Genomic DNA, 24,884 nt, shown 5'->3' with positions numbered 1-24,884 from the left:
GTGGCCTCATGACCGAGATTCTCGACGGCAAAGGCGCCGCCAGCGCCGCCTCAGCGCCGACCCCCACCCGCGCCTCCGTGCTCGCCTGGAGCCTGTGGGACTGGGGCTCGGCCGCGTTCAATGCCGTCGTCACCACGTTCGTCTTCGCCGTGTACCTCACCGGCTCCTCGTTCGGTGAGGAAAGCGCCGTCGCCGCCCAGCTGGGCTGGGCGCTCGCGATCGCCGGGTTCCTCATCGCCGTGCTCGCCCCTGTCACCGGTGCGCGCTCCGATTCCTCTGGCCGGCGCAAGTTCTGGCTCGGCGTGAACACCTTCATCGTCGTGGCGCTCACCGCCGGCATGTTCTTCGTGCTGCCCAGCCCCGACTACCTGCTGCTCGGCCTGGTGCTGCTGGCCGCGGGCAACGTGTTCTTCGAGCTCGCCGGGGTGAGCTACAACGCCATGCTCGCCCAGGTCTCCACCCCGCGCACCATCGGCAAGGTGAGCGGGTTCGGCTGGGGCATGGGCTACATCGGCGGCATCGTGCTGCTGCTCATCGTGTACTTCGGCTTCATCAACCCCGAGGTGGGCCTGTTCGGCGTCACCAGCGAGAACGGCCTGGCGGTGCGGGTGACCATGCTCATCGCGGCCGGGTGGTTCGGTCTGTTCGCGCTGCCGTTGCTGCTGCGGGTGCCCGAATACCGGGCACCGGATGCCGCGAAACGCGCCAAGGTCGGCTTCTTCCAGTCCTACGTGGAGCTCGGCCGCGACGTCGCCAAACTCTGGCAGACCAACCGTCAGGTGGTCTACTTCCTCTTCGCGAGCGCGATCTTCCGCGACGGCCTGGCCGGCGTCTTCACCTTCGGCGGGGTGCTCGCGGCCTCGGCGTTCGGCTTCTCCCCCGGCGAGGTGATCATCTTCGCGATCGCCGCGAACGTGGTCGCCGGCATCGCCACCATCAGCGTGGGCGTGCTCGACGACAGGCTCGGCGCCAAACCGGTGATCGTAACCGCCCTGGTGGGACTCATCGTCAGCGGCGGCCTGGTCTTCGTGCTGCATGACGGCGGGCAGATCGTGTTCTGGACCGCGGGCCTGGCCCTCTGCCTCTTCGTGGGCCCGGCCCAGTCCGCCAGCCGCACCTTTTTGGCCCGCATCATCCCGGCCGGCCGCGAGGGCGAGGTGTTCGGCCTCTACGCCACCACCGGCCGCGCCGCCAGCTTCCTGGCGCCCACGGCGTTCGCCCTCATGGTCACGCTCTTCGGCGAGACCTACTGGGGCATCCTGGGCATCGTGCTGGTGCTCTTCGTCGGCCTGCTCCTGCTGCTGCCCGTGAAGGCCAGGCAGAACCAGATGAGCTGAGCTGAGCTGAGCCGGGCCTGGCTAGCCGCCCGGCAGCAGGTCGGTCACGGCGAGCGCCCATTCCACCGGCGTGTCGCTGTCGCCGAGCAGCGCGAAGGTGGCTCCGTCGGCGGTCGTGGAGAACGTCATGCCCTGGGAGACGTCGGAGCACCCGCCGGCGAGAGTCGACTCCTCCGCGTTGTCGACGGTGAGGGTCACCGTGGTGTCGGCGTCGCCGCGGCAGGCGACGTAGACCGAGTAGGTTCCGGCGGGCAGGGTCGACGCGCTGAGCGAGAAGGAACCTGGCGCGCCATCCTGGAACGCCCCGTTCTGGGCCAGGATGAACCCGTCTGCTCCACTGGTGGGCACCGCGGTGGCGGCCCACGCCGCTGTCGCCGCAGGATCGACCGCGGGTTCAGCCGTGGTCGCGGTGGGCGTCGCGGCAGCGGCGGGTGTGGCGGTGGCGGTGGGTGTGGCGGGGTCGGTGGGCGCCGGCGTGCCGGGACCGCCCGCCGTGCAGGCGGCCAATCCGGCCGCGAGAGCGACTCCCCCGAGCGTGGTCAGTACGGTTCGACAGGTGTTCCGTGTGTTCCCCATCCATTCAGTCAAGCGCAGTTGCGCCCGCCGAGTACAGGGCCGGCCGAGCCCGGGCGTGTCAGACGGGCCGCCAGATTGCATACACCCGGCTCAGTATTCGAGGTCGTCGATGGCCACCCAGGGCGACGACACGACAGGTTCGAGCACGGCGCGCGGGTCAACCTCGTAGGTCTCCAGCACCACGCTGACACCGGGTGACACGAGCACCTCCACGCTCACGTCGCCGACGACGGGCAGGCTGACCATCCCGCCGCCCTGCTGCACGGCAATCGTGAGCGCGGCGGCGAGCGCGGTCACGTCGCTCGACGTGCGCAGCCGAAACTGGCGCGCGCCGACGGTGAGGGTATGAGCCTGCATCACGCCTCCCTCGGTCGCACCTCAGGCTAGGGCCAAAGCCTGCATGTGTATACAGGCGGCACCGATACGTCATTGTCTGAAATCCCCCAGCCTTTGGGCCGGAGTCCGCGGCACACTAGGACGATGACTACCTCACTGATCCAGAAAGCCGAACTTCTCAACTCGCTGCACGTGCCGGGGACGCCGCTCATCGTCACCAATGTGTGGGACGCGATCACCGCCAAGATCGTCTCCGAAGCCCCCGGCGTGAAGGCCCTGGCCAGCGCGTCACACTCGGTGTCCAATGTGCGCGGCCTGCAGGACGGCGAGGGCCTCAGCGTCGACGAGGCCATCATCGCCGCCCGCATCATCACCGGCGCCACCGAGCTGCCGGTGTCGATCGACTTCGAGAAGGGCTACGCCGCGGATGCCGCCGGTGTGGCCCGGAACGTCCGTCGCCTGATCGAGGAGGCCGGCGCCGCCGGCATCAACCTCGAGGACTCCGTGGGCGCCGCGAAGGCGCCGCAGTTCGACATCGCCACCGCGGCCGCCCGGGTGGCCGCTGCGCGCGAGGGAGCGGACGCGGCCGGGGTGCCCCTGGTGATCAACGCCCGTGTCGACACCCTCGCCGGCGGCGGCGACTGGGCCGAGGCCGTTGAACGCGCCAACGCCTACCTCGGTGCCGGTGCCGACGTGATCTTCTTCCTCGGGCTGAACGACGAAGACACCGTGAAACGGGCCCTCGACGAGGTGAACGGCCGCATCTCCGTGATCGGGCACCCCGGCGCGGTGCCGCTGACCCGCCTGGCCGAACTCGGTGTCTCCAGGGTGAGCTTCGGCCCCGGCACGCTCGGCCTGGCCCTGGCCGCCCTGCAGCGCGCTGCCGCCACCCTCACCGCGCTGGGCGACTACCCCGAGGACCTCGGCTTCCCGTTCACCCTCTGAGGCAGGTTTCCCACACCGCGCGCCGGTGACAGGATGCTCCGTGCACGACCTGCGGACCGGGAGCGAGCATGACGACGTTTGGCATCGAGGAGGAGTACTTCCTCGTGGAACCGCGCACGCTGCGGCCGGCCAGCCTCGCCGACAGCGTCCTGACCGACCTCGACCCGGGGCGGGGCGCCGTGACCCACGAGTTCCTCGCCTCCCAGCTGGAACGGGCCACCGCGGTCTTCACCGATCTGGCCGAGGCGGAGGCCGACCTGCACAAGTTTCGGGCCGACCTCGCGTCGACCGCCCACGCCCACGGCGTGCTGGCGGTCGGCGCCGGCACGCCGTTCGACGCGCATCCGGCACCCACCCTCACCGACGCACCCCGGTACCACCGGATCGGATCGGGCGTGCGCGGGGTGGTGCGCGACCACCAGATCTGCGCCACCCACGTGCACGTGGGCGTGCCGAACCGCGAGGCCGGGGTGCGGGCGCTCAACGCCGTGCGGGTGTGGTTGCCCACCCTGTTGGCCCTCACTGGAAATTCGCCGTTCTGGCGGGGCCGCAGCACCGGTTTCGACTCCTGGCGGGCGGTGATCATGCGGCGGTGGGCCACGACGGGGTGCCCGCCGGCGTTCGCCGACGCGAACGACTACGACCGGCGCATCCGCCGGCTGGTCGGGGTGGGCGGCACCGTCGATACGGCCACCGTGGCCTGGTACGCCCGGCTCTCCGAGCTGCATCCCACCGTTGAGGTGCGGGTGGCCGACGCCCAACTCGACCTGGCGCCCACCCTGCTGCTGGCGGCCCTCACTCGCGCGCTCGTCGTCACCGCCCTGGCCGACGCCGAACGGGGCACCCGCCCGCTCGATGTGGAGCCCGAGCTGCTCGATGCGGCGTTGTGGCAGGCCTCGCGCGACGGCCTGCGCGGAGAGCTGCTCGATCCGACCACGCGCACGCTCGAGCCGGCCCGCGCGGTCGTGGCCACTCTGCTCCGCCAGGTCGACGAAGCGCTGCACCAGGCCGGCGACGGGCCGCGTGTCACCGCCCTGCTCGAACGTCTGGAGCGGGCGGGCACCGGCGCCAGGCAACAGCAGCGGGCCTTCCACCACGGCGGGCTTTCCGGGCTGCGCGGCTTGCTCGAATCGTCGTTCACCCGAGGAGAAATCTCCGGTGGCTAGGGTGAACCATGCCCACCTTCGCCAGCCACGACGGCACCGCCCTGCACTACGACCTGCTCGGCCGCGCGGCGCCCGGTGCGGACGCCCGCCCACCGGTGATCGTGCTGGCCGGCGGGCCTGCCCGCCATCCGGTCTACCTGGGCGATCTGGCCGGGCTCAGCAGCACCCGCACCCTCGTGCTTCTGCACCAGCGTGGCGTGGGTGATTCGCCGCCGTCTCCCACCGCGGCGGCCGCGACCTGGCCGGAACTCGCCGACGACGTGGAGGCGCTCCGCCGCCATCTGGACCTGCCCGAGATCGAGCTGCTCGGCCACTCGGCCGGCACCAGGGTGGCGCTGTCCTACGCCGCCCGCTACCCGCAGCGCCTGACCAGCCTGTGTCTGATCACCCCGCCGGCACAGTGGATCCTGGCCACCCCCGACGACAGTCCGGGCATCATCGCCGCCCACCGCGATGAGTCCTGGTACGCCGACTACGTGGCGCACCGGCTGGCGGCCACGGCCGCGAAGAGCGCCTCCGACCTCAACCATCTCTTTCCCTACCTCGCCCCGATCGCGTGGGCGCGGTGGACGCCGGCGGCCCAGCAGCACGAGGCGACGGGCGCCTGGCACCCGGCGGCGCAAGACAGCTTCTTCGCGGATGCCGACCCCACCGGCATCGTCGACGGCCTGGCGCAGGTGCACTGCCCGGTGCTGATCGTCGCGGGCGCCGCAGACGGGCTCACCGGGCACGCCCCGGTGCTGGCGCTGGCCGGGCTCTTCTCCGACGGCCGGGCCGTGAGCATCGCCGACGCCGGGCACTACCCGTGGGTGGAGCAGCCCGCCGCGTTCGCGGCGGCCCTGGCCGGTTTCTATCCCGACGGCGCGGCGGCGGCCTAGCTCGGGGCCAGGATCTCCGTGACGAAACCCGCGGACCGCTCCTGCAGCATGCTGATCCGCTCCTGGCGGGCGGCGTCCACATCGAAGCCGATGTAGGCCATGGACGGGAGCTTCCGCACGTTCACGGAGCACTGGAACTCCGCGCAGATCCAGATGGCGACGGTGTCGCCGTTGCGGCCGGCCGCCCCGGCCCGCTGGGCGCTGTAGAGCACCACGTCGTTGGGCAGTTTCACATCGCGGCACCACGAGCACTGGGCGCGTCGGGGCGGGGACGCATCCGCTTGCCGCAGCACGATGCCGACAGGTTCGCCGTCGACGGGAACGACGGCGTAGGAGCGCCGCTTCATCTTGGGGTCGATCCAGCCGAGGTAGTCCAGCTGGGCCCAGTCGATGGTGTTCAGGTCGGCCGGCAGGGTGATGTCGGCGACGACCTTGCGGGAGGCGTTCACGAAGGTGGCCTTGATGGTGCTGGTGTCGAGCGGGAGCATGCGGGTCTCAATCGGTGATGTGGTCGGGATGCTGCGGGTCGGGATGCTGCGGGCCGGGCTGGTCCAGATCGGCCCTGGGCCAGTTCCGCAGTGACGTGTCGATGGCGTCGAGCACGCGGGCCCAGCTCACGGCCGCGGCTGGCTCCGAATGGTCGAACCCGCCGCCGGACTCGAGCGTGACGAAGCCGTTGATGGCGCTGCCAAGCAACCGCACAGCGTGGACCTCGTCGTGCGGGGAGAGACCGTAGCCGCTCACGATGGCCCGCGCCGCCCGGGCGATGACCCGGCCCGCACCGCCGTCGGCAGCGTCGGCAGCTTCGGCCGAGACGCGCCGCTGCGCCGCCTGCCAGCGGCCGGGGTGGGCGAGAGCGTAGTCGCGGTGGGTGTCGGCGAAGGCGAACAGGGCCTCCCGGCCGGCTTTGCCGGGCAGCGCCTCGGCCAGGGCGTCGGCGAGTTCCTGCAGGGCGAGGGCGGCGGTGAGGTCGAGCAGGCCGTCGAGGCCGGTGATGTGCGAGTAGATGCTCGCCGGGCGCACGGCGAAGCGGCGGGCGAGGGCCGACACGGTCACGGCCGGCAGGCCGGCCTCGTCGGCGAGGTCGGCCGCGGCCCGTACCAACTTGGCCTCGGTGAGTCCGGGACGCTTCACGAATACTCCTATGGTCTGTAGTCAATTAACTACACACTATAGGAAAATCGCGGTGAGGAAATCAGGGCTGGGCCATCAGGGCCTGCAGGCGCACGAGGGTGCCCTGGAGCACCTCGGTCAGCGGGCGGGCGGCATCCGCACCGGCGTCCAGCCAGTCGGTGAGCGCGACATCGAAGACCAGCACGCCGAACGGCGCCACCAGCGCGGCCGCAGCCGGCTCGACCCCCTCGTTGACCAGGGCCAGCTCGATGGCGGCGGCGAGCCGCGCGGACTTCAGCAGCTCCCGCTCACGCAGCCTGTCGTCGGAGTGGATGATGCTGCGGCGCACGATCATGCCGGGCCGCCACAGGTCGAAGTTCTCCGCGGTCACGGCCTCAAGACCGAACATGACCAGCTCCAGCGGCGTGAGCCCGGCCGGGGCAGCAGCGAGCACGGTGGCGACGACGACGGGGAACTCCCGGTCGCGCAGGAACAGCACCTCGCGCTTGTCGGTGAAGTGCCGGAAGAAGGTGCGGGTGGTGAGGCCGGCCCTGGCCGTGATCTGGGGCACCGTGGTAGCGGCGTAGCCCTGCTCGGCGAAGAGCTCGAGCGCGGCGCTCTCCAGCCGCAGTGCTGCATCCGGTGCCCAACGACTCATCTGCCCAGCGTACCTGGAGGCGGGGTGACTGATGACACGAACTGTCGTTATAGTGATGACATCACGTGTCGTCACCAATCGCACCCGTCCCGGAGGATCCGATGCCCACCAACACCGCCGCCTGGCTCGCCGGGCGCTACGCCGACCTCACCGTGGGCCCGGCGCCGTACACCGCACCAGGCGCGACCGACATCGTCATTCGCAACCGGGCGCTCGCGGTCAACCCGCTCGACACCATCAAGCAGTCCACCGGCGACTTCATGTACCGCTGGCTGCCCTACCCCGCGGTGCTCGGCGAGGATGTCGCCGGCGAGGTGGTGGAGGTGGGCAGCGCCGTGACCCGGTTCCGGGTGGGCGACCGGGTACTGGCCTACGCCGTCGGCATGGAGAAGGGCCGCGACCATGCGGCGGAGGGCGGCTTCCAGCACTACACGGTCGCTCGCGAGCAGCTCGCCGCGCCGCTGCCGCCCGACCTGAGCTTCGAGGACGCGGTGGTGCTCCCGCTGGGGATCTCGACGGCGGCCTCCGCACTGTTCCAGCGGGACCAGCTCGGCCTGCGGCATCCGTCGGTGACGCCGCAGCCGACCGGCCAGGTCGTGGTGGTGTGGGGCGGTGCCACGAGTGTGGGCAGCAACGCGATCCAGCTGGCCGTGGCGGCCGGCTACGAGGTGCTGACCACGGCCTCTCCGCACAACCATGACCGGATGCGCCGGTTGGGCGCCGCCCTGGCCGTCGACTACGCGAGCCCCAGCGCCGTGCCCAACCTCGTGGCCGCGGTGGCTGGCCGCACCGTGGCCGGCGTGCTCGCCGTGGGGACCGGATCCGCCGAACCGGCCGTGACCATCGCCGCCGCAACCGGGGCCAAACGGGTGGCGATGGCGAGCCCGTCGGTGTCTTTCGCCGGCATCCAGGGCGTCAACGTGCACTTCTTGCGCACGATGTCCCGGCTGGTGGGCGGCAACATCGCCCTGCAGGCCCGCTGCCTGGTGCACGGCATCCGGGCCAGGTTCGTCTGGGGCAGCTCCCTGATGACCAACGAGGTCGGCCCGATGCTCTGGGCCGACTACCTGCCGACCGCCCTCGCGGACGGGCGCTACCAGCTCGCGCCTGCGGCGGAGGTCGTGGGCGTCGGACTCGAGCAGGTGCAGCCCGCGCTGGATGCCCTGCGCCGGGGAGTGTCGGCCCGCAAGCTCGTGGTGAGCCTGGTCTAGCCGACCGCCCCGGCATCCGGCAGCAGGATGAACTGGGCCAGGCCCGACGCCACCCCGTTCACCTGCACCTCGAGGGCGTGCACGCCCGGGTGGTACCGCCGGGTGGTGATCGCCCGGAATGAGTGCGACCGGCTCAGTTGCACGGTCTCGCCGGGCGCCAGGGTCACCGTGGTGAGCTTGAAGGTCTTGCCGGTGAGGCTGCCGTTGGCCTTCTGGTGGTGCATCACGTAGTCCACGGCCAGCCGGGTCGGCTCGGTGCCAGTGTTGCGGATGTCCACCGTGAAACCGATCGTGCCGCCGAATTCCAGGGACTCGGAATCGAGCACCGGACCGGTGACGTGCACCTCGGCGGGGTGGAAGCCCAGCTGCGCCAGTGCCTGCGGGTTGCCCTTCTTGACCAGGGTGCGGAGCGCGTGCCGCACCAGCTGGGCCGTGTTCTCATCGGGCTCGGCCAGCCAGGCCGCGGTGGTGGCGGTGACCAGCTCGGGCTGTTGCCGGCTGAGGTCGTTGAGGTGGTTGGCCACCGAGCGGCGCACCACCTCGTTCTCGTCCAGGTACAGCGCGTGCAGCACGGGCAGGGTGACGGTGGGTTCGGCCAGGATCGCCGGCACCCGGATCGCCCAGGGCAGGAACGGCCGGGTGCCCTCCGAGGCCAGCCGGCGCACATCCGGGTCGGGCGAGCCGGTCCAGCTCAGCACGAACTGCATCGCCCGGTTCAGGTCGTGGGCGAGCAGCAGCCGGATGGCGAACTCCGAGGTGAGCCGCGGGGTGAGTTCGGCGAGCATCCGCATGCCGTCGTCGAACGCCACGTCGGTGCCGGCCTCGATGGCCTTCACCGCGATGGCGCTGGTCACCGGCCAGATCAACCAGCCGGTGAAGGGCGCGCTGCCGGCGGCGGCAGCGCGGATGGTGCCGGCGAACGACTCGTAGTCTCCGGGCAGGTCGGCCAGCAGGGCGCCCCGCAGCAGGTCGCTGCGCTCCCGCAGCGAGAGCGGCCCGAGCGCATCCGCGGCGGCCTGCAGATTGGCCAGCGGCGCCTGCGGGGCGGCGGCCTGAATGGCGGCCGCGAGGGCGCGCGCGGTGGGAACACCAATGAGTTCGTCGGCGAAGGGCATGGGGCTCCAGAGTGTGGGTTCGCGGCTCTCCAGCGTGCCACACGCGTGCCGCACGTGCCTGTTGCCGGGGCCCGACCGTGGGTAGCGTCGAGGGCGCACGACCCGTAGGCCGTGCGCCCTCTCTCGCGACCTGAATGGAGCTCCCGAATGAGCGACTGGACCGCCGACGACCTCACCCGCATCGGCGCCGCCGAGGAACTGCAGGTCTCCTCCACCCGCGCCGACGGCAGCCTGCGCCCGTACGTCACCATCTGGGTGGTGCGCGTCGGCGACGAGATCTACATCCGCTCCGCGTACGGCTCCGACAACCCGTGGTTCGTGCGCGCCACGACCAGTGGCACCGGCCGCATCCGCGCCGGCGGGGTGCAGAAGAATGTCACCTTCGCCGCCGCCGCCCCGGAGGCCCACGCCGCGATCGACGCCGCCTATCACGCCAAGTACGACCGCTACGGGCCCGCCATCGTGGGCACCGTCACCGGTCCGAACGCCGAGGCCACGACCTTGCGGTTGGTGCCGCGCGCCGACTGAGAGCGGCCGGGATGAGCGGCCGGGATACGCGGCCGGGATGCGCGCTGGCGGGAGCACCTGGAGCTGAACTCGCCCGGCCGCCCGCCGGCAGCGTCGAGCGCCATTGCGCCCGGGCACCACCCTTCGTACCGTGTCAACGAACACTCCCCGGCGAGGCACGACCAACGAGAGGAATGGATCGATGACGACCACGGGCCCACTGCGCGGTATGAGCAACGTGAGCTATTGGGCGGCCGACCACGACGCCGCCACGGCCTGGTACACCGATTTGCTGGGCATGGAGCCCTACTTCCGCATGCCCGGCTACGTGGAGTGGCGGGTCGGTGACTACGGCCACGAGCTCGGCCTGATCGACGCCCGCTACGCCCCAGAGCCGTCGGCGGATGCGCCGGGTGGCGCCGTGCTCAACTGGCACGTCGACGATGTGCGGGTGGCCCTCGACCGGCTCCTGGAGCTCGGCGCCACCCTGCGCGAAGACATCCGGGAGCGCGGCGAGGGCTTCACGACCGCCGCGGTGGTCGACCCGTTCGGCAACGTGCTCGGAGTGATGACCAACCCGCACTACCTGCAGGTGCTTGCCGACGCCACCCCCGACGGCGACGCCGCGCGGGCGGGGCATCCGGCCCCGTAGCAACCGGGTCAGGCGTCGGTGCGGGGCGCCGCGATGACCGCCCGGCTGGCGGAGAGCAGGGCGGCGCTGACCTTCTCGGCGTTGCCGAGGTAGCCGCTGACCATGGCGCCGTCGCGCAACATCATCAGTTCTTCGGCCACCGTCGGATCGTCGATCCCGATCGAGGCCGTGAGCTTTTGCAGCATGGACCGGAACCAGGCGCGGTGTTCGTCGACGACCTTGCGCACCGGATGATCCGCATCCGCGTATTCGGCGGCGGCGTTGATGAACGGGCAGCCGCGGAACCCCGGCGTGCAGGCCTCCCGGCCGATGCCCTCGGAGACCAGGCGGATCGTCTCGTCGACGTTGCCGTGTGCCGCCTCGCTCGCGCCCAGGACCGCGCCCCTCTCCCAGGCGGCCCGGCGCTCGAGGTAGGCCACGATCAGGTCGTCTTTGCTGGGGAAGTGCCGGTAGAAGGTGACCTTGGTGATGCCGGCGCGCTCGATGATCTTGTCGGCGCTGACCGCGCGGAGGCCATGCGCATTCTATTCACGCGATGTTCGTGCCGACAGCCGGCTATCCCTCATTTGCGTGCGTGCCCATCCCTGCTGCAGCACCGATACACCGTCACGGGTCACAGGTAGTGGTCGGCGGTGAGGTCTTGAATGGCGGCCTGGGCGACCTCCCGCCAATTCACCACCCCGTGCGCATCGGAGGCCGGAATCTGGCCGGCTCGACCGAGAAGCCGACGTGCCAGCAGCTCCGGGTTCTCGCACCCGGTCACGACGACAAACGTGACGATGACGTAGGCCCCGCAGTCCTGCTCGATCCGGCGATGAGTTGTCTCTGCGGCTTCGTCGCAGAGGGTGAGCACGTCATCCTCCGCGATCGTCGGCGCCGCGTCGACCACCACGATGAGGTGTCGAAGCGTCGGCCGCTGCAGGCAGACGGAGATACACGCCTGCGCCCGGTGCCGCAGCAACGTGCGCAGAGCCCGCCGCGACGTGGCGGCGGCACCGTTCAGCCCCATCACCACCGTCTGCGCGTGCCGACCGCCGGCCGCGTGCGGCAGCACGACGGCCGGTTCGGCCTGCAGCGCCCCCAGACAGTCGAGGGCGTCGCCGAGCAGCACGACGGCCGACGTGGTCACGGTCTGACCCGCAGCCACGCCGCCGTCACTACGGCGCCTGCTCTGCGCGGCCCTGGCAGGTCACGCACAACTCGGCGTGCGGCACGACCGCCAGGCGGTCCTTCGCGATGGGCTCGAAGCATCCGGTGCAGGTACCGAAGGTCCCCGCGGCGATGCGCCCCAGGGCCCGGGTGATCTGGCCGACGACTCGCTTGCTGGACTGGGTCGTCGACCAGGCCACGACGTCGAGGTGGGGTGCCGCGCGCGGGTCCAGTTCCCCGATGAGGGCTTCCCGCTCGCGAAGCTGGTTCTGGAGAATGCGACGAAAGGCGTCGACGTCGATCCGGCGGCCACGGGTGGCACGGGACAGGGAAGGCTGGGTGATCATGGTTACTCCTACGCGTTAAACGAAAAACGCGCCGCAACTGCGACGCGCTACTGCCGGCCGAACTGACCGAATACCTTGGGGGTCAGTGCGGTGGCGCGCGCGTGAGAGAGCAGAAGAGCACAACACATCCTGCGAAGTCGAGGTGGCGCGTCAACGCGACACCCGTGGCATTGCTGGCGCCCGCACCGACCGGGGTGCGCGGAGCGCATCCGGTGAACGTTCGAGGCGTGGGCATAGCCTCACCATAGCCCGCGCCACAGGAAAGGCAAGTTGGCCTCCGCCCGGCACCCCACCGCGCCATGACTGGCCCACATTTGCTAGTGGAACGGGTGCCCGCACTAGCGAAAGTGGGCCAGTCATGGACTGCCTGGACTGGCAGAGGTTGGCGGGGGCTAGCGGGGCGGGTGGGGTCGGGGGATCTTGCTAGTCGAGGGTGGCTAGTCGCTCCCCCGCGGCCACGGCGTCGCCGGGCGCGGATGTGTGGTGCAGCGTGCCCGCGCTGGTTGCCGTGATGGTGGTCTCCATCTTCATGGCCTCCAGCACCACGACGGGGTCGCCCGCCGCCACGGCGCTGCCGTCCTCGACCAGCCAGGTGATCAGGGTTCCGGCCATCGGTGCGACGACGCCGGGCTCGGGGATGCCGGTGGCCGTATCTGCAGCGGATGCGCCGGACGGAACACCGGACAGCGCGCCGGACAGCGCGCCGACGGCCAGGGCGCCGGCGGGCATCCGCAGCGTGTGCCGCACCCCGTCGATCTCGATCCAGCTGCTGCTGACACCGGCGTCTTCAGGCTCGGGGCGGAGCGCCTCGGCGGGAATCCGCTCGGCGAAGGTCGTCTCGATCCACTGGGTGTGCACGTTCAGGACCTCCCCGTTGACGAAGTCGTCGTCGCGGAGCACCGCCTTGTCGAACGGGAGCACCGTGGCGATGCCCTCGAGCACGAACTCGTCCAGGGCCCGCCGGGCGCGGCGGATGGCGATCTCGCGCGTCGGCCCGGTCACGATGAGCTTGGCCAGCATGGAGTCGAACCGGCCGGAGACCACGGTGCCGGTTGCGACGCCCGAGTCGACCCGGATGCCGGGGCCGGTCGGGGCCTCGAAGCGGGTGATGGTGCCGGGCGTGGGCAGGAACCCGCGCGCGGCATCCTCTGCGTTGATCCGGAATTCGATCGAGTGCCCGGTGGGCGCCGGGGTGGCCGTGACCGACAACGGCAGGCCCTCGGCGATGCGCAGCTGCTCGGCCACGATGTCCACGCCCGTGGTCTCCTCGGTGACCGGATGCTCCACCTGCAGCCGGGTGTTCACCTCGAGGAACGAGATGGTGCCGTCCACGCTGAGCAGGTATTCCACCGTCGCGACGCCCCGGTACTTCGCGGCGGCGCAGATGTCGGCGGCCGAGCGGTGCAGGCGCTCGCGCTGCTCGTCGGTGAGGAACGGCGCGGGGGCCTCCTCGACGAGTTTCTGGTTGCGCCGCTGCAGCGAGCAGTCCCGGGTGCCGAGCACCACGACATTGCCGTGGGCGTCGGCGAGCACCTGCACCTCCACGTGCCGGGGCGCGTCGAGAAACTGCTCCACGAAGCACTCGCCGCGACCGAAGGCGGTCACGGCCTCGCGCACCGCGGCGTCGAACTGTTCGGCCACCTCGTCCAGGCTGCGGGCCACCCGCATGCCGCGGCCGCCGCCACCGAAGGCGGCCTTGATCACGATGGGCAGGCCGTGCTCCTCGGCGAAGGCCACGGCCTCGCTCGCCGAGGCCACCGGGTCGGGCGTGCCGGCCACCAGCGGTGCGCCCACGCTGGCGGCGAGCTGGCGGGCGGCGATCTTGTCGCCGAGCAGGTCGATGCTCTCCGGGCTCGGGCCGATCCAGGTGAGGCCGGCGTCGGTCACCTGGCGGGCGAATGCGGCGCTCTCGGAGAGGAACCCGTAGCCGGGGTGCACGGCGTCGGCGCCACTCGTCACCGCGATGGCGATCAGCTTCTCGGCGTCGAGGTAGGTGGTCGCCGGGCTGTCGCCGTCCAGGCCCCAGGCCTCCCCCGCCAGCCGCACATGCAGGGCATCCGCGTCGCTGTCGGCGTAGACGGCCACGGTGGCCAGGCCCCGGTCGGCGCAGGCGCGGATGATGCGCACGGCGATCTCGCCCCGGTTGGCGATCAGGACTTTCTTCATGGCTGCACCTCGGTCACATCGGCGGAGTATTCGGCGAACGGGCCGACGGGTCGAAACCGGATGCGCGCACCCGGCGGAAGCTGGCCGGCGAGCGGCAGGTGGTGGGTGGCGACCGCGCCGATCACCGGGTACCCGCCGGTGAGCGGGTGATCGGCGAGGAAGAGCACGGGCTGCCCGTTCGGCGGGATCTGGATCGCGCCGGAGACGGTGCCCTCGCTGGGCAGTTCGGCATCGACGACCCGGGTCAGCGAGTCGCCCTCCAGGCGCAGCCCCACCCGGTTCGACCGCGCGCTGACCAACCAGCTCTGGCCGGTGAGCGAGGCGACGGCGTCGGAGGAGAACCAGTCGGTGCGCGGGCCGAGCACCACATCGAGCACCACCTCGGCGCTCGTCTCGACGGCAGAGCCCACCGCACCCGCAGCCGGGCCGGGCAGGGCGACCGCCGCGATGCCGCGGGAGGGCACCGCGACCGGCAGCACGGTGCCGGCGATCACCGGGTCAGGGCCGAGGCCGGCCAGAACGTCGGTCGACAGGCTGCCGAGCACCGGCGCCAGGGCGAAGCCGCCGCGCACGGCGAGATAGCTGCGGATGCCCGTGGTCGGTGCGCCCACGACGAGCTCCTCGCCGTCGGCCAGGGCGAACGGCTGCCCGAAGCCCACGCTGCGGGTGCGGGCGCCGCGGCCGTCGGCATCCGCCGGGGTGATCACGCTGAGCGGCGCCGGTGCCCCGGCGACGGCGACAACCTGCTCGCCGCGGGAGCGCAGCCGGAGCCCGCCGAAGGTCAGTTCGAGGCAGGCCACCCGGGTGGCGTTGCCCACCAGCCGATTGGCCTCCCGCAGCGACACCGCGTCGAGGGCGCCGGAGGAAGACACGCCCATGCTGGCGTAGCCGGGCCGGCCGAGGTCCTGCAGCAGGGTCAGCAGTCCGGGGGTGAGGACCTCCACTCCGTGGCTGACCTCGGTCTCGGCGGCCGGACCGGCCACGGTCTCCGCCGTGGGCACCGGCACGGTGCGCGGCACGGAGCGCGGCACGGGACGGCCGGACACATCCGTGAAGCGCACCCTGTCACCGGGCAGCAGCAGGGCGGGCCGGTCGCGGGACAGGTCCCACATCCGGGCCTCGGTGGTGCCGATCAGCTGCCAGCCGCCGGGGCTTTCGCGCGGGTACACGCCGCTGAAGGTGCCGGCCAGGGCCACCGACCCGGCCGGAATGCGGGTGCGCGGTGAGCTGCGGCGCGGCACGTCCAGCGCGGGGTGGCCCCCGGAGAGGTAGGCGAAGCCCGGGGCGAACCCGGTGAAGCCCACGGCGTACTCGTGGCCGGTGTGCAGCCGCACGACCTCCGCGGCGCTGATGCCGAGCAGGTCGGCGACCTCGTCGAGGTCCTCGCCGTCGTAGGTGACCGGAATCTCGATGAGGGTTCCCTCGCCGGCGACGCGCCCGCCCAGGTCGCGGGAGCGCGCGGCGCGCACGATCTGCTCCGGCGTCACCGCGCTCGGCCGGTAGAACACCAGCAGCGTGCGGGCGCCGGGGATCAGCTCGCCGGTGCCGGTTACGGGGTCGCTGCTGAGCGAGTCGAACAGCGCGAGGGTGCTCTCCAGATCGTCGAGTTCGATCAGGAGCGCGTCGTCGCGCACCGGGAGAAAACGCATGCTGGCTGGCACCCTAGGAGGTTCGCGTCTCGCCCGGCCGCGGCGCGAAGGCGGTGAGGCCGATGCCGGCCGCGGTGAGGGCAGCGCGCACCTGCCGGGCCATCTCGGAGGCGCCGGGGCTGTCGCCGTGCACGCAGATCGAGTCGGCGGTCACCCGGATGGTGCTGCCGTCGATGGCGGTCAGGGTGCCCTCGGTGGCCAGCTGCACCATGCGGGCGGCCACCAGTTCGGCGTCGTGCAGTACCGAGCCGGCTTCCCGGCGCGACACCAGGGTGCCCGCCGGCGTGTAGGCGCGGTCGGCGAACGCCTCGGTCACACTGCGGAGGCCCGCGGCGTCCGCGGCGCGCAGCACCTCGGAGCCCGGCAGGCCGAGCACGGCCAGGGCCGGGTCGATCTCGCGGATCGCGGTCACCACATCCTGGGCCTGGCGCGTGTCGTGCACGATCGTGTTGTACAGCGCGCCGTGTGGTTTCACGTAGGTGACGGTGGTGCCGGCGGCCCTGGCGATGCCCTGCAGGGCCCCGATCTGGTAGATCACGTCGGCGACCAGTTCGGCGCTGGAGACGTCCATGTTGCGGCGGCCGAACCCGGCCAGGTCGCGGTAGCCCACGTGCGCGCCGATGGCCACGCCGGCATCCCGGGCGCCGAGCACGGTCTGGCGGATGACCAGCGGGTCGCCGGCGTGGAAGCCGCAGGCGATGTTGGCGCTGGTGACGATGCCGAGCATCTCTGCGTCGTCGCCGAGGGTCCAGCGGCCGAAGCCTTCGCCGAGGTCGCTGTTCAGGTCGATGGTGCTCATGGGGTGCCTTTCCCGGTTAGACGGTCAGCAGCGAGAAGATCGGGCCCACGGCCATCACGGCCATGTACCAGGTGAGCACGGTGGCGAGGGTGCCGATGATGAGCAGCCACTTCGGGTAGCGGTAGCCGTTCATCAGGTCGCCGCGGAACCAGCCGATGTACATGAAGATGGTGAGGCCGATCGGCAGGATCAGCCCATTGAAGCCGCCGACGAACACCATCAGGGTGGCCGGGGCGGTGCCGATGAGCAGGTAGACCGCCAGCGAGACGACGATGAAGACGATGGTGGCGAGGTCGGCGGCGCGGCCGACGATCCTCTTGGAGAACACGGGCAGGAACGACACCGAGGTGTACGCCGCGCCGATGATGCTCGTGATCGCGGCGATCCAGAAGATCGCGCCGAAGACGCGCAGCCCGAATTCGCCGGCCGCTGCCTGGAATGCCTGGGCGGCGGGGTTGGCCGCGGTGCCCGAGGTGTCGATGGCCACGCCGCCGGCGACCACGCCGAGGATGGCCAGGAACAGCACGTAGCGCATGACGCCGGTGACCAGGATGCCGTTGAACGCCGCGCGGTTGACCTGCTTGACGTGCTCCACGCCGGCGGTGCCGCTGGCGAGCAGGCGGTGGGCGCCGGCGTAGGTGATGTAGCCGCCGACGGTGCCGCCCACGATGGTGGTGATGGTGGCGAAGTTGATCTCGTCGGGGAACACGGTCTGGCGCAGGGCATCCCCGATGGGCGGTTGGGAGATGAAGGCCACGATGATGGTGAGCACGATCATGACGAGGCCGGCGATGACCACCACCTTGTCGACCACCGCCCCGGCGCGCTTGGCGAGGAAGATCGCGATCGCGAAGAGGGCGCTGAGCAGCCCGCCGATCTTCGCGTCCAGTCCGGTCAGCACGTTCAGGCCAAGGCCGGCACCGGCGATGTTGCCGATGTTGAAGACCAGGCCGCCGAGGATGACGAGGAAGGCGAGCACGAACCCGCTGCCGGGGATGGCGAGGTTGGCCAGCTCGGGGGCGCGCTTGCCGCTGACCGTGATCATGCGCCAGATGTTCAGCTGCACGGCGAAGTCGATCAGGATCGAGGCGAGGATGCCGAAGGCGAACGCGGCGCCCATCTGCGCGGTGAAGGTGGCGGTCTGGGTGATGAAGCCAGGGCCGATGGCCGAGGTGGCCATCAGGAACAGGGCGCCGATCAGCGCGGTGCGGCGGCTCTTGGCGATGCTGCGCACGCTGGCGTGCTCGGTGGATGTGGTGGATGGCGTGGTGTCGGTCGAGTCGGTCAAGGGGCACATCCGTTCATCGAGGGCAGCGGTCCGGCGGATACGGCAGAAGTAGGCGGGGATCGGTACCCCACAAAACGAGCCTAGGTGTGTGAACGATACGTTATCGATTGTTGAACAATCAATCGCATGAAGAGTTTGTTTCGGGCATGTTTCGGTGAACAAGGAGACTCGCACCGCCGACACGATGCGCGAGCCCGTTCGCTAGAGTGGCGTCGTGGCGGATCATGACGAAGCGGATGACAGCAATTCCCGTGCCGATCAGGCCGCCGAAAAGCTTCGCCGACTGCTGATTGCCGGCGACCTCGTGCCCGGCCAACGCCTGTCGGAATCCGCCGCCAGCGAGCGGCTCGGCGTCTCCCGCAACACCCTGCGCGAGGCGTTTCGGATGCTCACGCACGAGCGGCTTCTGGTGCACAAACCGCACGCCGGGGTGTTCGTGGCCGTGCCGTCGCTCGCGTCGATCATCGACATCTACCGGGTGCGCCGCATGATCGAGTGCCAGGCGCTGCGCTCCTCGCCGACCCGGCACCCCGCTAGCCGGCGGATGTCGGCCGCCGTGGCATCGGCGCAGGCCAGCCGTGACGCCGATGACTGGATCGCGGTGGGCACGGCCAACATGGAGTTCCACTCCGCCATCGTGGCGCTCGCCGACAGCGACCATCTGGACCGCCTCTACGCGAACATCTCCGCCGAATTGCGGCTGGCCTTCGGCCTGCTCGATGACCCGGAGTACCTGCACCGGCCCTACGTCGACCGCAACGCCGCCGTGCTCGAGCTCTACCTGGCCGGGGATTCGGCGGCGGCCGCAGCCGTTCTGGAGGACTACCTGCTGCAGTCCGAACGCACGATAGTGGCCGCTTACGCGCGCCAGCTGCCCGCCTGAACCGGTTCCGCATCGCGGCCGGGCTGATTGATCTCGGCCCACACCGCATCCAGCGAGAGCCCCACGACCTGGGCGATCGCGGCGATGGTGGGGAAGGCCGGCGTCGCGACCCGGCCGGACTCGATCTTGCGCAGGGTTTCCGGCGAGACACCGGCCTCGAGGGCGGTCATGAGCATCGAGCGCTCGCCTCTGGCCTGCCGCAGCAGGGCGCCGAGGCGCGCTCCACGCTCGACCTCTGCGGGGGTGAGCGGCAACCGAACCATGCCCCCGATTCTACCGGGATAATATGGCCGGTATAGTTATTGGTCTGGCACGCGTACGGAAGGCACCGCATGATCGAGATTCTCACCCCCACCGAGCTGGTCCGCGCCCGGGAGACCGGCGCGCTGGTCGGGCACATCCTGCAGACCCTGAAGGGTCAAAGCACCGTGGGCACGAACCTTCTGGACATCGACCGGTGGGCCAAAGCCATGATCCTTCAGGCCGGTGCGGTGTCGTGTTACGTCGATTACGCACCGTCGTTCGGCCGCGGGCCGTTCGGCCACTACATCTGCACGGCCGTCAACGACGCCGTGCTGCACGGGCTGCCGCACGACTACACGCTGGCCGACGGCGACCTGCTCACCCTCGACCTCGCCGTTCTGCTGAACGGGATCGCGGCCGACTCGGCGATCAGCTTCATCGTGGGCGAGACCCAGCCCGCAGCGAGCCTCGCGATGATCAGCACGACCGAACTCGCCTTGGCCGCCGGCATCGCGGCGGCCGGGCCCGGGGCCCGCATCGGCGACATCTCCCATGCCATCGGCACCGTACTCACCGAGGCGGGGTACCCGATCAACATGGAGTTCGGCGGTCACGGCATCGGCTCGACGATGCACCAGGACCCACACGTGTCGAACGACGGGCGCCCCGGCCGGGGCTACACCCTGCGCCCCGGCCTGCTGCTGGCCCTCGAGCCGTGGATCATGGCGGACACCGCCCGGCTCGTCACCGACGCCGACGGCTGGACGCTTCGCAGCGCGACCGGCTGCCGCACCGCGCACAGCGAGCACACCATCGCCATCACCGACGACGGAGCCGAGATCCTCACCCTGCCCACCCGCTGACCGGTGAGCGGTTCCCGCTAGATCAGGGCCTGCTTCTCCAGCTGCTCGTAGCTCCGGGTGGCGTCGACCCTGGCCGCCCAGAGCACGGTCTGACCGGTGGCCAGGGACTTTTTCACGTCGATGATGCGCTGGTTGCTGCTGCCGCGGAATTGCAGCTTGAAGTCTTTCTTGGCGAGGTCGAACCGGCCGTCCACCAGGATGTCGATCTGGTCGAGCAGCTCGAGCTTGTCGGGGCTCTCGAGCAGCAGCTCCTCGTAGGTGTAGCCGGTCCACGACCAGATGTCCTTGCTGGCCCCGAACTCCGCGCGCACCCGGCGCACCAGGGAGAGGCACACTCCGGTGTTCACGAAGGGTTCCCCGCCCAGCAGGGTGAGGCCCTGCACATACGGTTGGGCCAGGTCGGCGAGGATCCGGTCCTCCAGCTCGTCGGTGTACGGCGTGCCGTAGCGGAAGTTCCAGGTGGCCTCGTTGAAGCAGCCCTCGCAGGCGAACAGGCATCCGCTCACGTACAGGCTGCAGCGCACGCCCTCGCCGTCGACGAACATGAACGGCTTGTAGTCGCCGATGAAGCCCTGGCTGAGCTTGTCGGAAAGCCACTCGCCGGGCTTCGGGTTGCGCATGACGGATGCCTAGAGGGAGCCGCTGACGCCGGTGGCGCCGGCCATGTGCTTGACCCTGGAGACGATCTCCTGGTGGCGGCCGTGCACCATCGGGCGGGCCTGCGGGTTGCCGAGGTAGCCGCAGGTGCGCTTGACCACATCGCAGCTGGCCGGGTCGTCGTTGCCGCAGTCCGGGCAGGCGAAGCCGCGCTCGGTGGGGGTGAAGTCGCCGGAGAAGTCGCACTTGTAGCAGCGGTCGATGGGGGTGTTGGTGCCGAGATAGCCCACCCGGTCGTAGGCGTAGTCCCAGACGGCTTCGAGCGCCTTGGGGTTCTGCTGCAACACCGGGTACTCGCAGTAGTGGATGAAACCGCCGGAGGAGAAGACGGGGTAGTCCTTCTCGAAGTCGAGCTTCTCGAACGGGGTCGGGTTCTTGCGCACGTCGTAGTGGAAGCTGTTGGTGTAGTAATCCTTGTCGGTGATGTTCTCCACCGAGCCGAATTTGACCTTGTCGAGGCGGGAGAACCGGTCGGTCAGGCTCTCGCTCGGGGTGGAGTAGACGCTGAACTGGTAGCCGTACTCGGCGCTCCAGGCCTTGGTGCGCGCGTCGAGGGTCTTGAGAATCTCGAGCGTGAACGCCTTCGCCTCGGCGTCGCCCTCCCAGGCGCCGCCGAAGAAGGCCGCGGCCACCTCGTAGAGGCCGATGTAGCCCAGCGACACCGTGGAGCGGCCGCCCTTGAAGAGGGTGTCGACGGAGTCGGTGCGGGCCAGCTGCTGGCCGAACGCACCGTAGACGTAGAGGATCGGGGCGTTGGCGGGGGTCGCCTGCTTGCACCGTTCGATGCGGTAGACCAGGGCGTCGCGGGTGATGGCGAGTCGCTCTTCGAGGATGCTCCAGAACTTCGCCTGGTCGCCGGCGGCCTCCAGTGCGATGCGCGGCAGGTTCACCGTCACCACGCCGAGGTTCATCCGGCCCTCCGAGACGTCGTTGCCGTCGGCGTCGGTCCAGCCCTGCAAGAAAGACCTGCAGCCCATCGGCACCTTGAAGCTGCCGGTGATCTCGATGAGCTTGTCGTAGCTGAGCACGTCCGGGTACATCCGCTTGGTGGAGCACTCCAGCGCGAGCTGCTTGATGTCGTAGTTCGGGTCGCCCTCGGCCAGGTTGAGGTCGCGCTTGAGCGTGAAGATCAGTTTGGGGAAGATCGCGGTGCGCTTCTCGCTGCCGAGGCCGTCGATGCGGATCTGCAGGATCGCCCGCTGGATCTCCCGCTCGAACCAGTCGGTGCCCAGGCCGAAGCCGAGCGATACGAACGGGGTCTGCCCGTTCGAGGTGAACAGGGTGTTGATCTCGTACTCGAGGCTCTGCATCGCGTCGTAGATGTCCTTGCGGGTCTTCTCCTCGGCGTAGGCGTGGTGCTGGGTCTCGTCGCCGATCCACCGTTGGGCGTCGGCGAGGTGCTTGGCGAAGTTGGCGCGGGCGTAGGGGGCCAGGAGTTCATCGGTGCGGTTGGCGGAGCATCCGCCGTACTGGCTGGACGCCACGTTGGCGATGATCTGCGAGATCTGCGCGGTGGCGGTCTGGATGGAGCGGGGCGGCTCCACGTCGGCGTTGCCGATGCGGAAACCCCGGCTGAGCATGCCCGTGAAGTCGATGAGGCAGCAGTTGGTCATCGGCGCGTAGGGGCTGTAGTCCAGGTCGTGAAAGTGGATGTCGCCCTTCTGGTGCGCGTTGGACACGTGCGGGGGCAGCATCTTGTGGCCGATGGCCTTGCCCACCGCGCCGGCGGTGAGGTCGCGCTGGGTGTTGAAGACGTCGCTGTCTTTGTTGGCGTTCTCGTTCACCACGGAGGAGTCTTTGCTGAGCAGGTTGATGATCGAGTGGTTGATGTCGGTGGACTTGCTGCGGGCGAAGTCGCGCTGGGTGCGGTAGCCGATGTACTTCTCGGCCAGGTCGTATTCGTGGCTTTCGAGCAGCGCGTGCTCCACGATGTTCTGCACCTCGTAGATCTTGATGTCGGTGGCGAAGCGTCCGGCGATCTCCCGGTTGACCGCGGCGACGATGTCCACGATCGCGCGGTGCACCAGCGGGGTCATGTCGCGGTGAATCTCCACTGCCGCTTTCACCAGGGCTTCGTAGACCTTGGTGTCATCGAAATCCACCCGGCGGCCGTCGCGTTTGACTACCTGGATGGTAGGCAGCGGCGGCGTCGACTGGTCGACGGCGTCGCCCTGAGTGGCAGGGGTCTGGGCCGGGGCGCTGATACTTGGATTCACGCCTTCAGCATAGGGACGCCGTGATCGCACAATCACTAGATTTAGGTGGCTTTGGTCCCTGGTGCCGCTACATGTAGTGGTTGGGAGCCGCGGATGGCCGGAAAGACGCCGTACGATCTGTCCCCGGTTTCGGGTGCACATCCGTTCATTTCAGACTCCTCGGCGTGTCTGGTCTGGCGCCCGCGATCCACAAGATTGGGGGTGCGATGGACGCACGTCGATCCGTCAGAGCGGCAAGGATGGAAGGGGCGAAACCTGGCCGCGCGACTCGCCGTGGCCGACGACGCCCCAGGCCTCCTGCGCCTGCTGCCGCGTACCGCTGTCTGACCGGAAAGGAACCGACCCATGACCAGCACCACCCCGGCCGTGATCGTCTTCGATGTCAACGAGACCCTCTCGGACATGTCGGCCATGAAAGCCCGGTTCGTGCAGGTCGGCGCGCCGGCCCACCTCGCGTCGGCGTGGTTCGCGGCGCTGCTGCGGGACGGTTTCGCCCTCGCCGCGGCGGGCGGCGCGGCGCCGTTCTCGGTGATCGGGTCCGAGCTGCTGCGTGCGGTGCTGCGCGATGTGCCCCTCATGCGCGAGCCCGACGAAGCCGTGGAGCACATCATGGCCGGGTTCGGACTGCTCACGCTGCACCCCGACGTGCCCGAGGGCATACGCGCCTTGACCGGCGCCGGGATGCGCCTGGTCACGCTGTCCAACGGATCCGCCGAGGCGGCCCGGTCACTGCTGGCCGCGGCCGAACTCGAGGGTCACTTCGAGGCGCTGCTCAGCGTCGAGGATGCCGGGGCGTGGAAGCCGATGCGGGCCGCCTACGATTACGCGGCCGAGGCCTGCGGCGTGCGCCCGGCCGAACTGCTGCTCGTGGCCGTGCACCCCTGGGACGTCCACGGGGCCGCAGAGGCCGGCCTGGCCACCGCCTGGCTGAACCGCGGCGGCGACACGTACCCGAGCTACTTCACGGCCCCGGACTACACGCTGACCCGGCTCGCCGAGCTGGCGACCCTGTTGGCGGGTGTGCCGGGTGCGGCCACGGGTGCGGCGCCGGACTCCACCACAGACACCCCTGCGGACTCGACCCCGCCCGACCCGGCCGAGGGCCTCGTCGTCGTGACCGAAAGCGGAACTGGCGGCTACGCCCAGCAGATCACCGTGGGCCCGCACCGCCTCGCCGCCGACGAGCCCCGGCCCCTCGGCACCGACACCGGGCCGTCCCCATACGATCTGATCCTGGCCGGCCTCGGAGCCTGCACCTCGATGACCGTGCGCATGTACGCGGAGCGCAAGAAGTGGCCGCTGAAGAAGGTCACCGTGACCCTCCGCCACGACCGGGTGCACGCCACGGACTGCGCCGACTGCGAGACCGTTGTCGGGCAGATCGACCACATCGCACGCCTCCTCCGGCTCGAGGGAGACCTCGATGAGGATCAGCGTCAGCGGCTGGCCGAGATCGCCGACAAGTGCCCTGTGCACCGCACGCTGCACTCGGAGATCATCGTGCACACCACCGTTGTGGAGGCAACCGAATAGGGATCGGTCAGTGCACCCGCACGGCTTCGTTGTGCTCCACGAGGTGCCAGTTCGCGCCCTCGTCGTCGCTCACCCAGCCCTCCCAGGTGTAGCCGTCCTCGGTGATCGAGGCGAAGTTCCAGCGCACCGGGCGGCCGTCGGTTCCGGTGCCGTCCTGGCGCAGCCCGTTGCGGTAGGGGGTGGCGATCAGGTGGCAGTACTCCCCCAGCGTCGGGGCGAAGTAGCTCACCCGCCAGGCGCCGGCGAACGGGTCGTAGACGCGCACCGCAGTGGCGACGGTTTCGAAGCCCGACGGATGCGTCGTGCTGGCCACGACCTCCACGTCTTGCACCGCGCGCCCGTCGAGCACGAACTGCACGATCCAGGTGAACTCGCGTTCGGTCCACTCGCCGGTGGCCTCGTCGAGCCGGCTGCCGTGTGCGGCCCAGGTGCCCACGAGCTGGCCGAACCGGCGCATGCGGCCGGGGTATTCCGGGGTGGGACCGTCGGCGATCAGCGCCTCGGCAAAACGGGACTCTGAGGTGGTCATGCCCCGAATTTTACCGCCCCCGCGTAACGCCCGCGTGAACACGGTGTTCCAGACCCCGCAAGGCGGGG

Annotated in this window: 27 protein-coding genes and 1 pseudogene; 10 read left to right on the top strand and 18 right to left on the bottom strand. The window is 70.2% G+C overall.

The genetic code is table 11. From position 1 onward, the window contains the following. The first annotated feature begins 8 nt into the window (after nucleotides 1-8). Nucleotides 9-1,337: an MFS transporter gene (locus ACEN2M_RS08865; RefSeq protein ID WP_441647751.1), complete on the top strand. Its 1,329-nt coding sequence runs from the start codon at nucleotides 9-11 to the stop codon at nucleotides 1,335-1,337. Between the two features lie 21 nt (nucleotides 1,338-1,358). On the opposite strand, the gene ACEN2M_RS08860 is transcribed toward ACEN2M_RS08865, so the two are convergent. Continuing rightward, nucleotides 1,359-1,913 carry a hypothetical protein gene (locus ACEN2M_RS08860; RefSeq protein WP_441647750.1) on the bottom strand — a complete coding sequence of 185 codons (555 nt, stop codon included), beginning with the start codon at nucleotides 1,911-1,913 and terminating at the stop codon, nucleotides 1,359-1,361. A 90-nt stretch (nucleotides 1,914-2,003) separates the two neighbouring features. Next, the gene (locus tag ACEN2M_RS08855; protein ID WP_441647749.1) at nucleotides 2,004-2,270 is read right to left on the bottom strand and encodes a hypothetical protein; all 267 of its coding nucleotides are present in this window, start codon (nucleotides 2,268-2,270) and stop codon (nucleotides 2,004-2,006) included. Between the two features lie 123 nt (nucleotides 2,271-2,393). On the opposite strand from ACEN2M_RS08855, the gene ACEN2M_RS08850 reads away from it, so the two are divergent. The 3 genes from ACEN2M_RS08850 to ACEN2M_RS08840 all read left to right on the top strand — a co-directional run bounded on the left by ACEN2M_RS08850 (nucleotide 2,394) and on the right by ACEN2M_RS08840 (nucleotide 5,238). After that, nucleotides 2,394-3,194 (top strand): isocitrate lyase/PEP mutase family protein, encoded by an 801-nt coding sequence (locus ACEN2M_RS08850; RefSeq protein ID WP_441647748.1) that lies wholly within the window; start codon nucleotides 2,394-2,396, stop codon nucleotides 3,192-3,194. A 68-nt stretch (nucleotides 3,195-3,262) separates the two neighbouring features. After that, nucleotides 3,263-4,360 carry a carboxylate-amine ligase gene (locus ACEN2M_RS08845; RefSeq protein WP_441647747.1) on the top strand — a complete coding sequence of 366 codons (1,098 nt, stop codon included), beginning with the start codon at nucleotides 3,263-3,265 and terminating at the stop codon, nucleotides 4,358-4,360. An 8-nt stretch (nucleotides 4,361-4,368) separates the two neighbouring features. Continuing rightward, nucleotides 4,369-5,238 carry an alpha/beta fold hydrolase gene (locus ACEN2M_RS08840; protein WP_441647746.1) on the top strand — a complete coding sequence of 290 codons (870 nt, stop codon included), beginning with the start codon at nucleotides 4,369-4,371 and terminating at the stop codon, nucleotides 5,236-5,238. Here the strand turns inward: ACEN2M_RS08840 and ACEN2M_RS08835 are convergent. The 3 genes from ACEN2M_RS08835 to ACEN2M_RS08825 form a co-directional block, all read right to left on the bottom strand. Further along, a complete protein-coding gene (locus ACEN2M_RS08835; protein ID WP_441647745.1) occupies nucleotides 5,235-5,726 on the bottom strand; it encodes an FBP domain-containing protein in 492 nt (163 codons plus the stop codon). The two genes, ACEN2M_RS08840 and ACEN2M_RS08835, sit on opposite strands and share 4 nt — an antisense overlap. Before the next feature lie 7 nt (nucleotides 5,727-5,733). Next, nucleotides 5,734-6,372 (bottom strand): TetR/AcrR family transcriptional regulator, encoded by a 639-nt coding sequence (locus ACEN2M_RS08830; protein WP_441647744.1) that lies wholly within the window; start codon nucleotides 6,370-6,372, stop codon nucleotides 5,734-5,736. Nucleotides 6,373-6,433: 61 nt separating this feature from the next. Beyond that, nucleotides 6,434-7,009, bottom strand: coding sequence for a helix-turn-helix domain-containing protein (locus tag ACEN2M_RS08825; protein ID WP_441647743.1), 576 nt, complete (start codon nucleotides 7,007-7,009; stop codon nucleotides 6,434-6,436). A gap of 101 nt (nucleotides 7,010-7,110) precedes the next feature. Between ACEN2M_RS08825 and ACEN2M_RS08820 the strand changes: the two genes are divergently transcribed. Beyond that, complete coding sequence (locus ACEN2M_RS08820) at nucleotides 7,111-8,220, top strand: zinc-binding alcohol dehydrogenase family protein (RefSeq protein WP_441647742.1); 1,110 nt, start codon at nucleotides 7,111-7,113, stop codon at nucleotides 8,218-8,220. On the opposite strand, the gene ACEN2M_RS08815 is transcribed toward ACEN2M_RS08820, so the two are convergent. Next, the gene (locus ACEN2M_RS08815; protein WP_441647741.1) at nucleotides 8,217-9,335 is read right to left on the bottom strand and encodes a DNA alkylation repair protein; all 1,119 of its coding nucleotides are present in this window, start codon (nucleotides 9,333-9,335) and stop codon (nucleotides 8,217-8,219) included. The genes ACEN2M_RS08820 and ACEN2M_RS08815 overlap by 4 nt on opposite strands. Before the next feature lie 147 nt (nucleotides 9,336-9,482). On the opposite strand from ACEN2M_RS08815, the gene ACEN2M_RS08810 reads away from it, so the two are divergent. Both ACEN2M_RS08810 and ACEN2M_RS08805 read left to right on the top strand, forming a co-directional pair. Beyond that, a complete protein-coding gene (locus ACEN2M_RS08810; protein WP_441647740.1) occupies nucleotides 9,483-9,863 on the top strand; it encodes a DUF2255 family protein in 381 nt (126 codons plus the stop codon). Between the two features lie 181 nt (nucleotides 9,864-10,044). After that, nucleotides 10,045-10,494, top strand: coding sequence for a VOC family protein (locus ACEN2M_RS08805; protein WP_441647739.1), 450 nt, complete (start codon nucleotides 10,045-10,047; stop codon nucleotides 10,492-10,494). 8 nt (nucleotides 10,495-10,502) lie between these two features. Here the strand turns inward: ACEN2M_RS08805 and ACEN2M_RS08800 are convergent, their stop codons facing one another. From ACEN2M_RS08800 to ACEN2M_RS08765, 8 genes and pseudogenes are all read right to left on the bottom strand, one after another. Then, entirely contained in the window at nucleotides 10,503-10,913 is a 411-nt protein-coding gene (locus ACEN2M_RS08800; RefSeq protein WP_441647738.1) for a TetR family transcriptional regulator C-terminal domain-containing protein, read from the bottom strand. Between the two features lie 6 nt (nucleotides 10,914-10,919). Further along, nucleotides 10,920-11,003: pseudogene (locus tag ACEN2M_RS08795) on the bottom strand (helix-turn-helix domain-containing protein); the annotation flags it as partial. A 104-nt stretch (nucleotides 11,004-11,107) separates the two neighbouring features. Next, complete coding sequence (locus tag ACEN2M_RS08790; protein WP_441647737.1) at nucleotides 11,108-11,641, bottom strand: hypothetical protein; 534 nt, start codon at nucleotides 11,639-11,641, stop codon at nucleotides 11,108-11,110. Between the two features lie 10 nt (nucleotides 11,642-11,651). Next, entirely contained in the window at nucleotides 11,652-11,990 is a 339-nt protein-coding gene (locus tag ACEN2M_RS08785) for a TraR/DksA family transcriptional regulator (protein ID WP_441647736.1), read from the bottom strand. Nucleotides 11,991-12,413: 423 nt separating this feature from the next. Then, nucleotides 12,414-14,156: an acetyl/propionyl/methylcrotonyl-CoA carboxylase subunit alpha gene (locus tag ACEN2M_RS08780; protein ID WP_441647735.1), complete on the bottom strand. Its 1,743-nt coding sequence runs from the start codon at nucleotides 14,154-14,156 to the stop codon at nucleotides 12,414-12,416. Beyond that, entirely contained in the window at nucleotides 14,153-15,805 is a 1,653-nt protein-coding gene (locus ACEN2M_RS08775; protein ID WP_441647734.1) for a 5-oxoprolinase/urea amidolyase family protein, read from the bottom strand. Before ACEN2M_RS08775 ends, ACEN2M_RS08780 begins: the two co-directional genes overlap by 4 nt. Nucleotides 15,806-15,818: 13 nt before the next feature. Further along, nucleotides 15,819-16,604, bottom strand: coding sequence for a LamB/YcsF family protein (locus tag ACEN2M_RS08770; RefSeq protein WP_441647733.1), 786 nt, complete (start codon nucleotides 16,602-16,604; stop codon nucleotides 15,819-15,821). Between the two features lie 16 nt (nucleotides 16,605-16,620). After that, the gene (locus tag ACEN2M_RS08765) at nucleotides 16,621-17,892 is read right to left on the bottom strand and encodes an NRAMP family divalent metal transporter (RefSeq protein ID WP_441647732.1); all 1,272 of its coding nucleotides are present in this window, start codon (nucleotides 17,890-17,892) and stop codon (nucleotides 16,621-16,623) included. Nucleotides 17,893-18,106: 214 nt separating this feature from the next. Here ACEN2M_RS08765 and ACEN2M_RS08760 point away from each other — a divergent pair, with 214 nt between their 5' ends. Next, nucleotides 18,107-18,775, top strand: a complete 669-nt coding sequence (locus tag ACEN2M_RS08760; protein WP_441647731.1) for a GntR family transcriptional regulator — start codon at nucleotides 18,107-18,109, stop codon at nucleotides 18,773-18,775. Here ACEN2M_RS08760 and ACEN2M_RS08755 read toward each other — a convergent pair. Beyond that, on the bottom strand, nucleotides 18,751-19,038 hold the full coding sequence (locus ACEN2M_RS08755; protein WP_441647730.1) for a helix-turn-helix transcriptional regulator: 288 nt from the start codon (nucleotides 19,036-19,038) through the stop codon (nucleotides 18,751-18,753). The genes ACEN2M_RS08760 and ACEN2M_RS08755 overlap by 25 nt on opposite strands. Nucleotides 19,039-19,107: 69 nt before the next feature. On the opposite strand from ACEN2M_RS08755, the gene map reads away from it, so the two are divergent. Further along, entirely contained in the window at nucleotides 19,108-19,881 is a 774-nt protein-coding gene (map, locus tag ACEN2M_RS08750) for a type I methionyl aminopeptidase (RefSeq protein WP_441647729.1), read from the top strand. 17 nt (nucleotides 19,882-19,898) lie between these two features. Here map and nrdG read toward each other — a convergent pair whose 3' ends face one another. Both nrdG and nrdD read right to left on the bottom strand, forming a co-directional pair. Then, a complete protein-coding gene (gene nrdG / locus ACEN2M_RS08745; RefSeq protein ID WP_441647728.1) occupies nucleotides 19,899-20,501 on the bottom strand; it encodes an anaerobic ribonucleoside-triphosphate reductase activating protein in 603 nt (200 codons plus the stop codon). 9 nt (nucleotides 20,502-20,510) lie between these two features. Further along, complete coding sequence (gene nrdD, locus ACEN2M_RS08740) at nucleotides 20,511-22,754, bottom strand: anaerobic ribonucleoside-triphosphate reductase (protein ID WP_441647727.1); 2,244 nt, start codon at nucleotides 22,752-22,754, stop codon at nucleotides 20,511-20,513. 345 nt (nucleotides 22,755-23,099) lie between these two features. Here nrdD and ACEN2M_RS08735 point away from each other — a divergent pair, with 345 nt between their 5' ends. Next, on the top strand, nucleotides 23,100-24,287 hold the full coding sequence (locus ACEN2M_RS08735) for a haloacid dehalogenase type II (RefSeq protein WP_441647726.1): 1,188 nt from the start codon (nucleotides 23,100-23,102) through the stop codon (nucleotides 24,285-24,287). Nucleotides 24,288-24,294: 7 nt separating this feature from the next. Here the strand turns inward: ACEN2M_RS08735 and ACEN2M_RS08730 are convergent, their stop codons facing one another. Continuing rightward, nucleotides 24,295-24,816: a hypothetical protein gene (locus tag ACEN2M_RS08730; RefSeq protein ID WP_441647725.1), complete on the bottom strand. Its 522-nt coding sequence runs from the start codon at nucleotides 24,814-24,816 to the stop codon at nucleotides 24,295-24,297. Nucleotides 24,817-24,884 lie beyond the last annotated feature (68 nt).

Source organism: Cryobacterium sp. W22_MBD10_FK3 (assembly GCF_052113745.1).
Taxonomy (GTDB): domain Bacteria; phylum Actinomycetota; class Actinomycetes; order Actinomycetales; family Microbacteriaceae; genus Cryobacterium.
This window is presented reverse-complemented; position numbering and strand designations above follow the sequence as displayed.

What these genes read in the sequence shown, in the direction of transcription:
- ACEN2M_RS08865 (WP_441647751.1), top strand. Translation starts at nt 9, where the DNA reads ATGACCGAGATTCTCGACGGCAAAGGCGCCGCCAGCGCCGCCTCAGCG.
- ACEN2M_RS08860 (WP_441647750.1), bottom strand. Translation starts at nt 1,913, where the DNA reads ATGGGGAACACACGGAACACCTGTCGAACCGTACTGACCACGCTCGGG.
- ACEN2M_RS08855 (WP_441647749.1), bottom strand. Translation starts at nt 2,270, where the DNA reads ATGCAGGCTCATACCCTCACCGTCGGCGCGCGCCAGTTTCGGCTGCGC.
- ACEN2M_RS08850 (WP_441647748.1), top strand. Translation starts at nt 2,394, where the DNA reads ATGACTACCTCACTGATCCAGAAAGCCGAACTTCTCAACTCGCTGCAC.
- ACEN2M_RS08845 (WP_441647747.1), top strand. Translation starts at nt 3,263, where the DNA reads ATGACGACGTTTGGCATCGAGGAGGAGTACTTCCTCGTGGAACCGCGC.
- ACEN2M_RS08840 (WP_441647746.1), top strand. Translation starts at nt 4,369, where the DNA reads ATGCCCACCTTCGCCAGCCACGACGGCACCGCCCTGCACTACGACCTG.
- ACEN2M_RS08835 (WP_441647745.1), bottom strand. Translation starts at nt 5,726, where the DNA reads ATGCTCCCGCTCGACACCAGCACCATCAAGGCCACCTTCGTGAACGCC.
- ACEN2M_RS08825 (WP_441647743.1), bottom strand. Translation starts at nt 7,009, where the DNA reads ATGAGTCGTTGGGCACCGGATGCAGCACTGCGGCTGGAGAGCGCCGCG.
- ACEN2M_RS08820 (WP_441647742.1), top strand. Translation starts at nt 7,111, where the DNA reads ATGCCCACCAACACCGCCGCCTGGCTCGCCGGGCGCTACGCCGACCTC.
- ACEN2M_RS08815 (WP_441647741.1), bottom strand. Translation starts at nt 9,335, where the DNA reads ATGCCCTTCGCCGACGAACTCATTGGTGTTCCCACCGCGCGCGCCCTC.
- ACEN2M_RS08810 (WP_441647740.1), top strand. Translation starts at nt 9,483, where the DNA reads ATGAGCGACTGGACCGCCGACGACCTCACCCGCATCGGCGCCGCCGAG.
- ACEN2M_RS08805 (WP_441647739.1), top strand. Translation starts at nt 10,045, where the DNA reads ATGACGACCACGGGCCCACTGCGCGGTATGAGCAACGTGAGCTATTGG.
- ACEN2M_RS08785 (WP_441647736.1), bottom strand. Translation starts at nt 11,990, where the DNA reads ATGATCACCCAGCCTTCCCTGTCCCGTGCCACCCGTGGCCGCCGGATC.
- ACEN2M_RS08780 (WP_441647735.1), bottom strand. Translation starts at nt 14,156, where the DNA reads ATGAAGAAAGTCCTGATCGCCAACCGGGGCGAGATCGCCGTGCGCATC.
- ACEN2M_RS08775 (WP_441647734.1), bottom strand. Translation starts at nt 15,805, where the DNA reads ATGCGTTTTCTCCCGGTGCGCGACGACGCGCTCCTGATCGAACTCGAC.
- ACEN2M_RS08770 (WP_441647733.1), bottom strand. Translation starts at nt 16,604, where the DNA reads ATGAGCACCATCGACCTGAACAGCGACCTCGGCGAAGGCTTCGGCCGC.
- ACEN2M_RS08755 (WP_441647730.1), bottom strand. Translation starts at nt 19,038, where the DNA reads ATGGTTCGGTTGCCGCTCACCCCCGCAGAGGTCGAGCGTGGAGCGCGC.
- map (WP_441647729.1), top strand. Translation starts at nt 19,108, where the DNA reads ATGATCGAGATTCTCACCCCCACCGAGCTGGTCCGCGCCCGGGAGACC.
- nrdG (WP_441647728.1), bottom strand. Translation starts at nt 20,501, where the DNA reads ATGCGCAACCCGAAGCCCGGCGAGTGGCTTTCCGACAAGCTCAGCCAG.
- ACEN2M_RS08735 (WP_441647726.1), top strand. Translation starts at nt 23,100, where the DNA reads ATGACCAGCACCACCCCGGCCGTGATCGTCTTCGATGTCAACGAGACC.
- ACEN2M_RS08730 (WP_441647725.1), bottom strand. Translation starts at nt 24,816, where the DNA reads ATGACCACCTCAGAGTCCCGTTTTGCCGAGGCGCTGATCGCCGACGGT.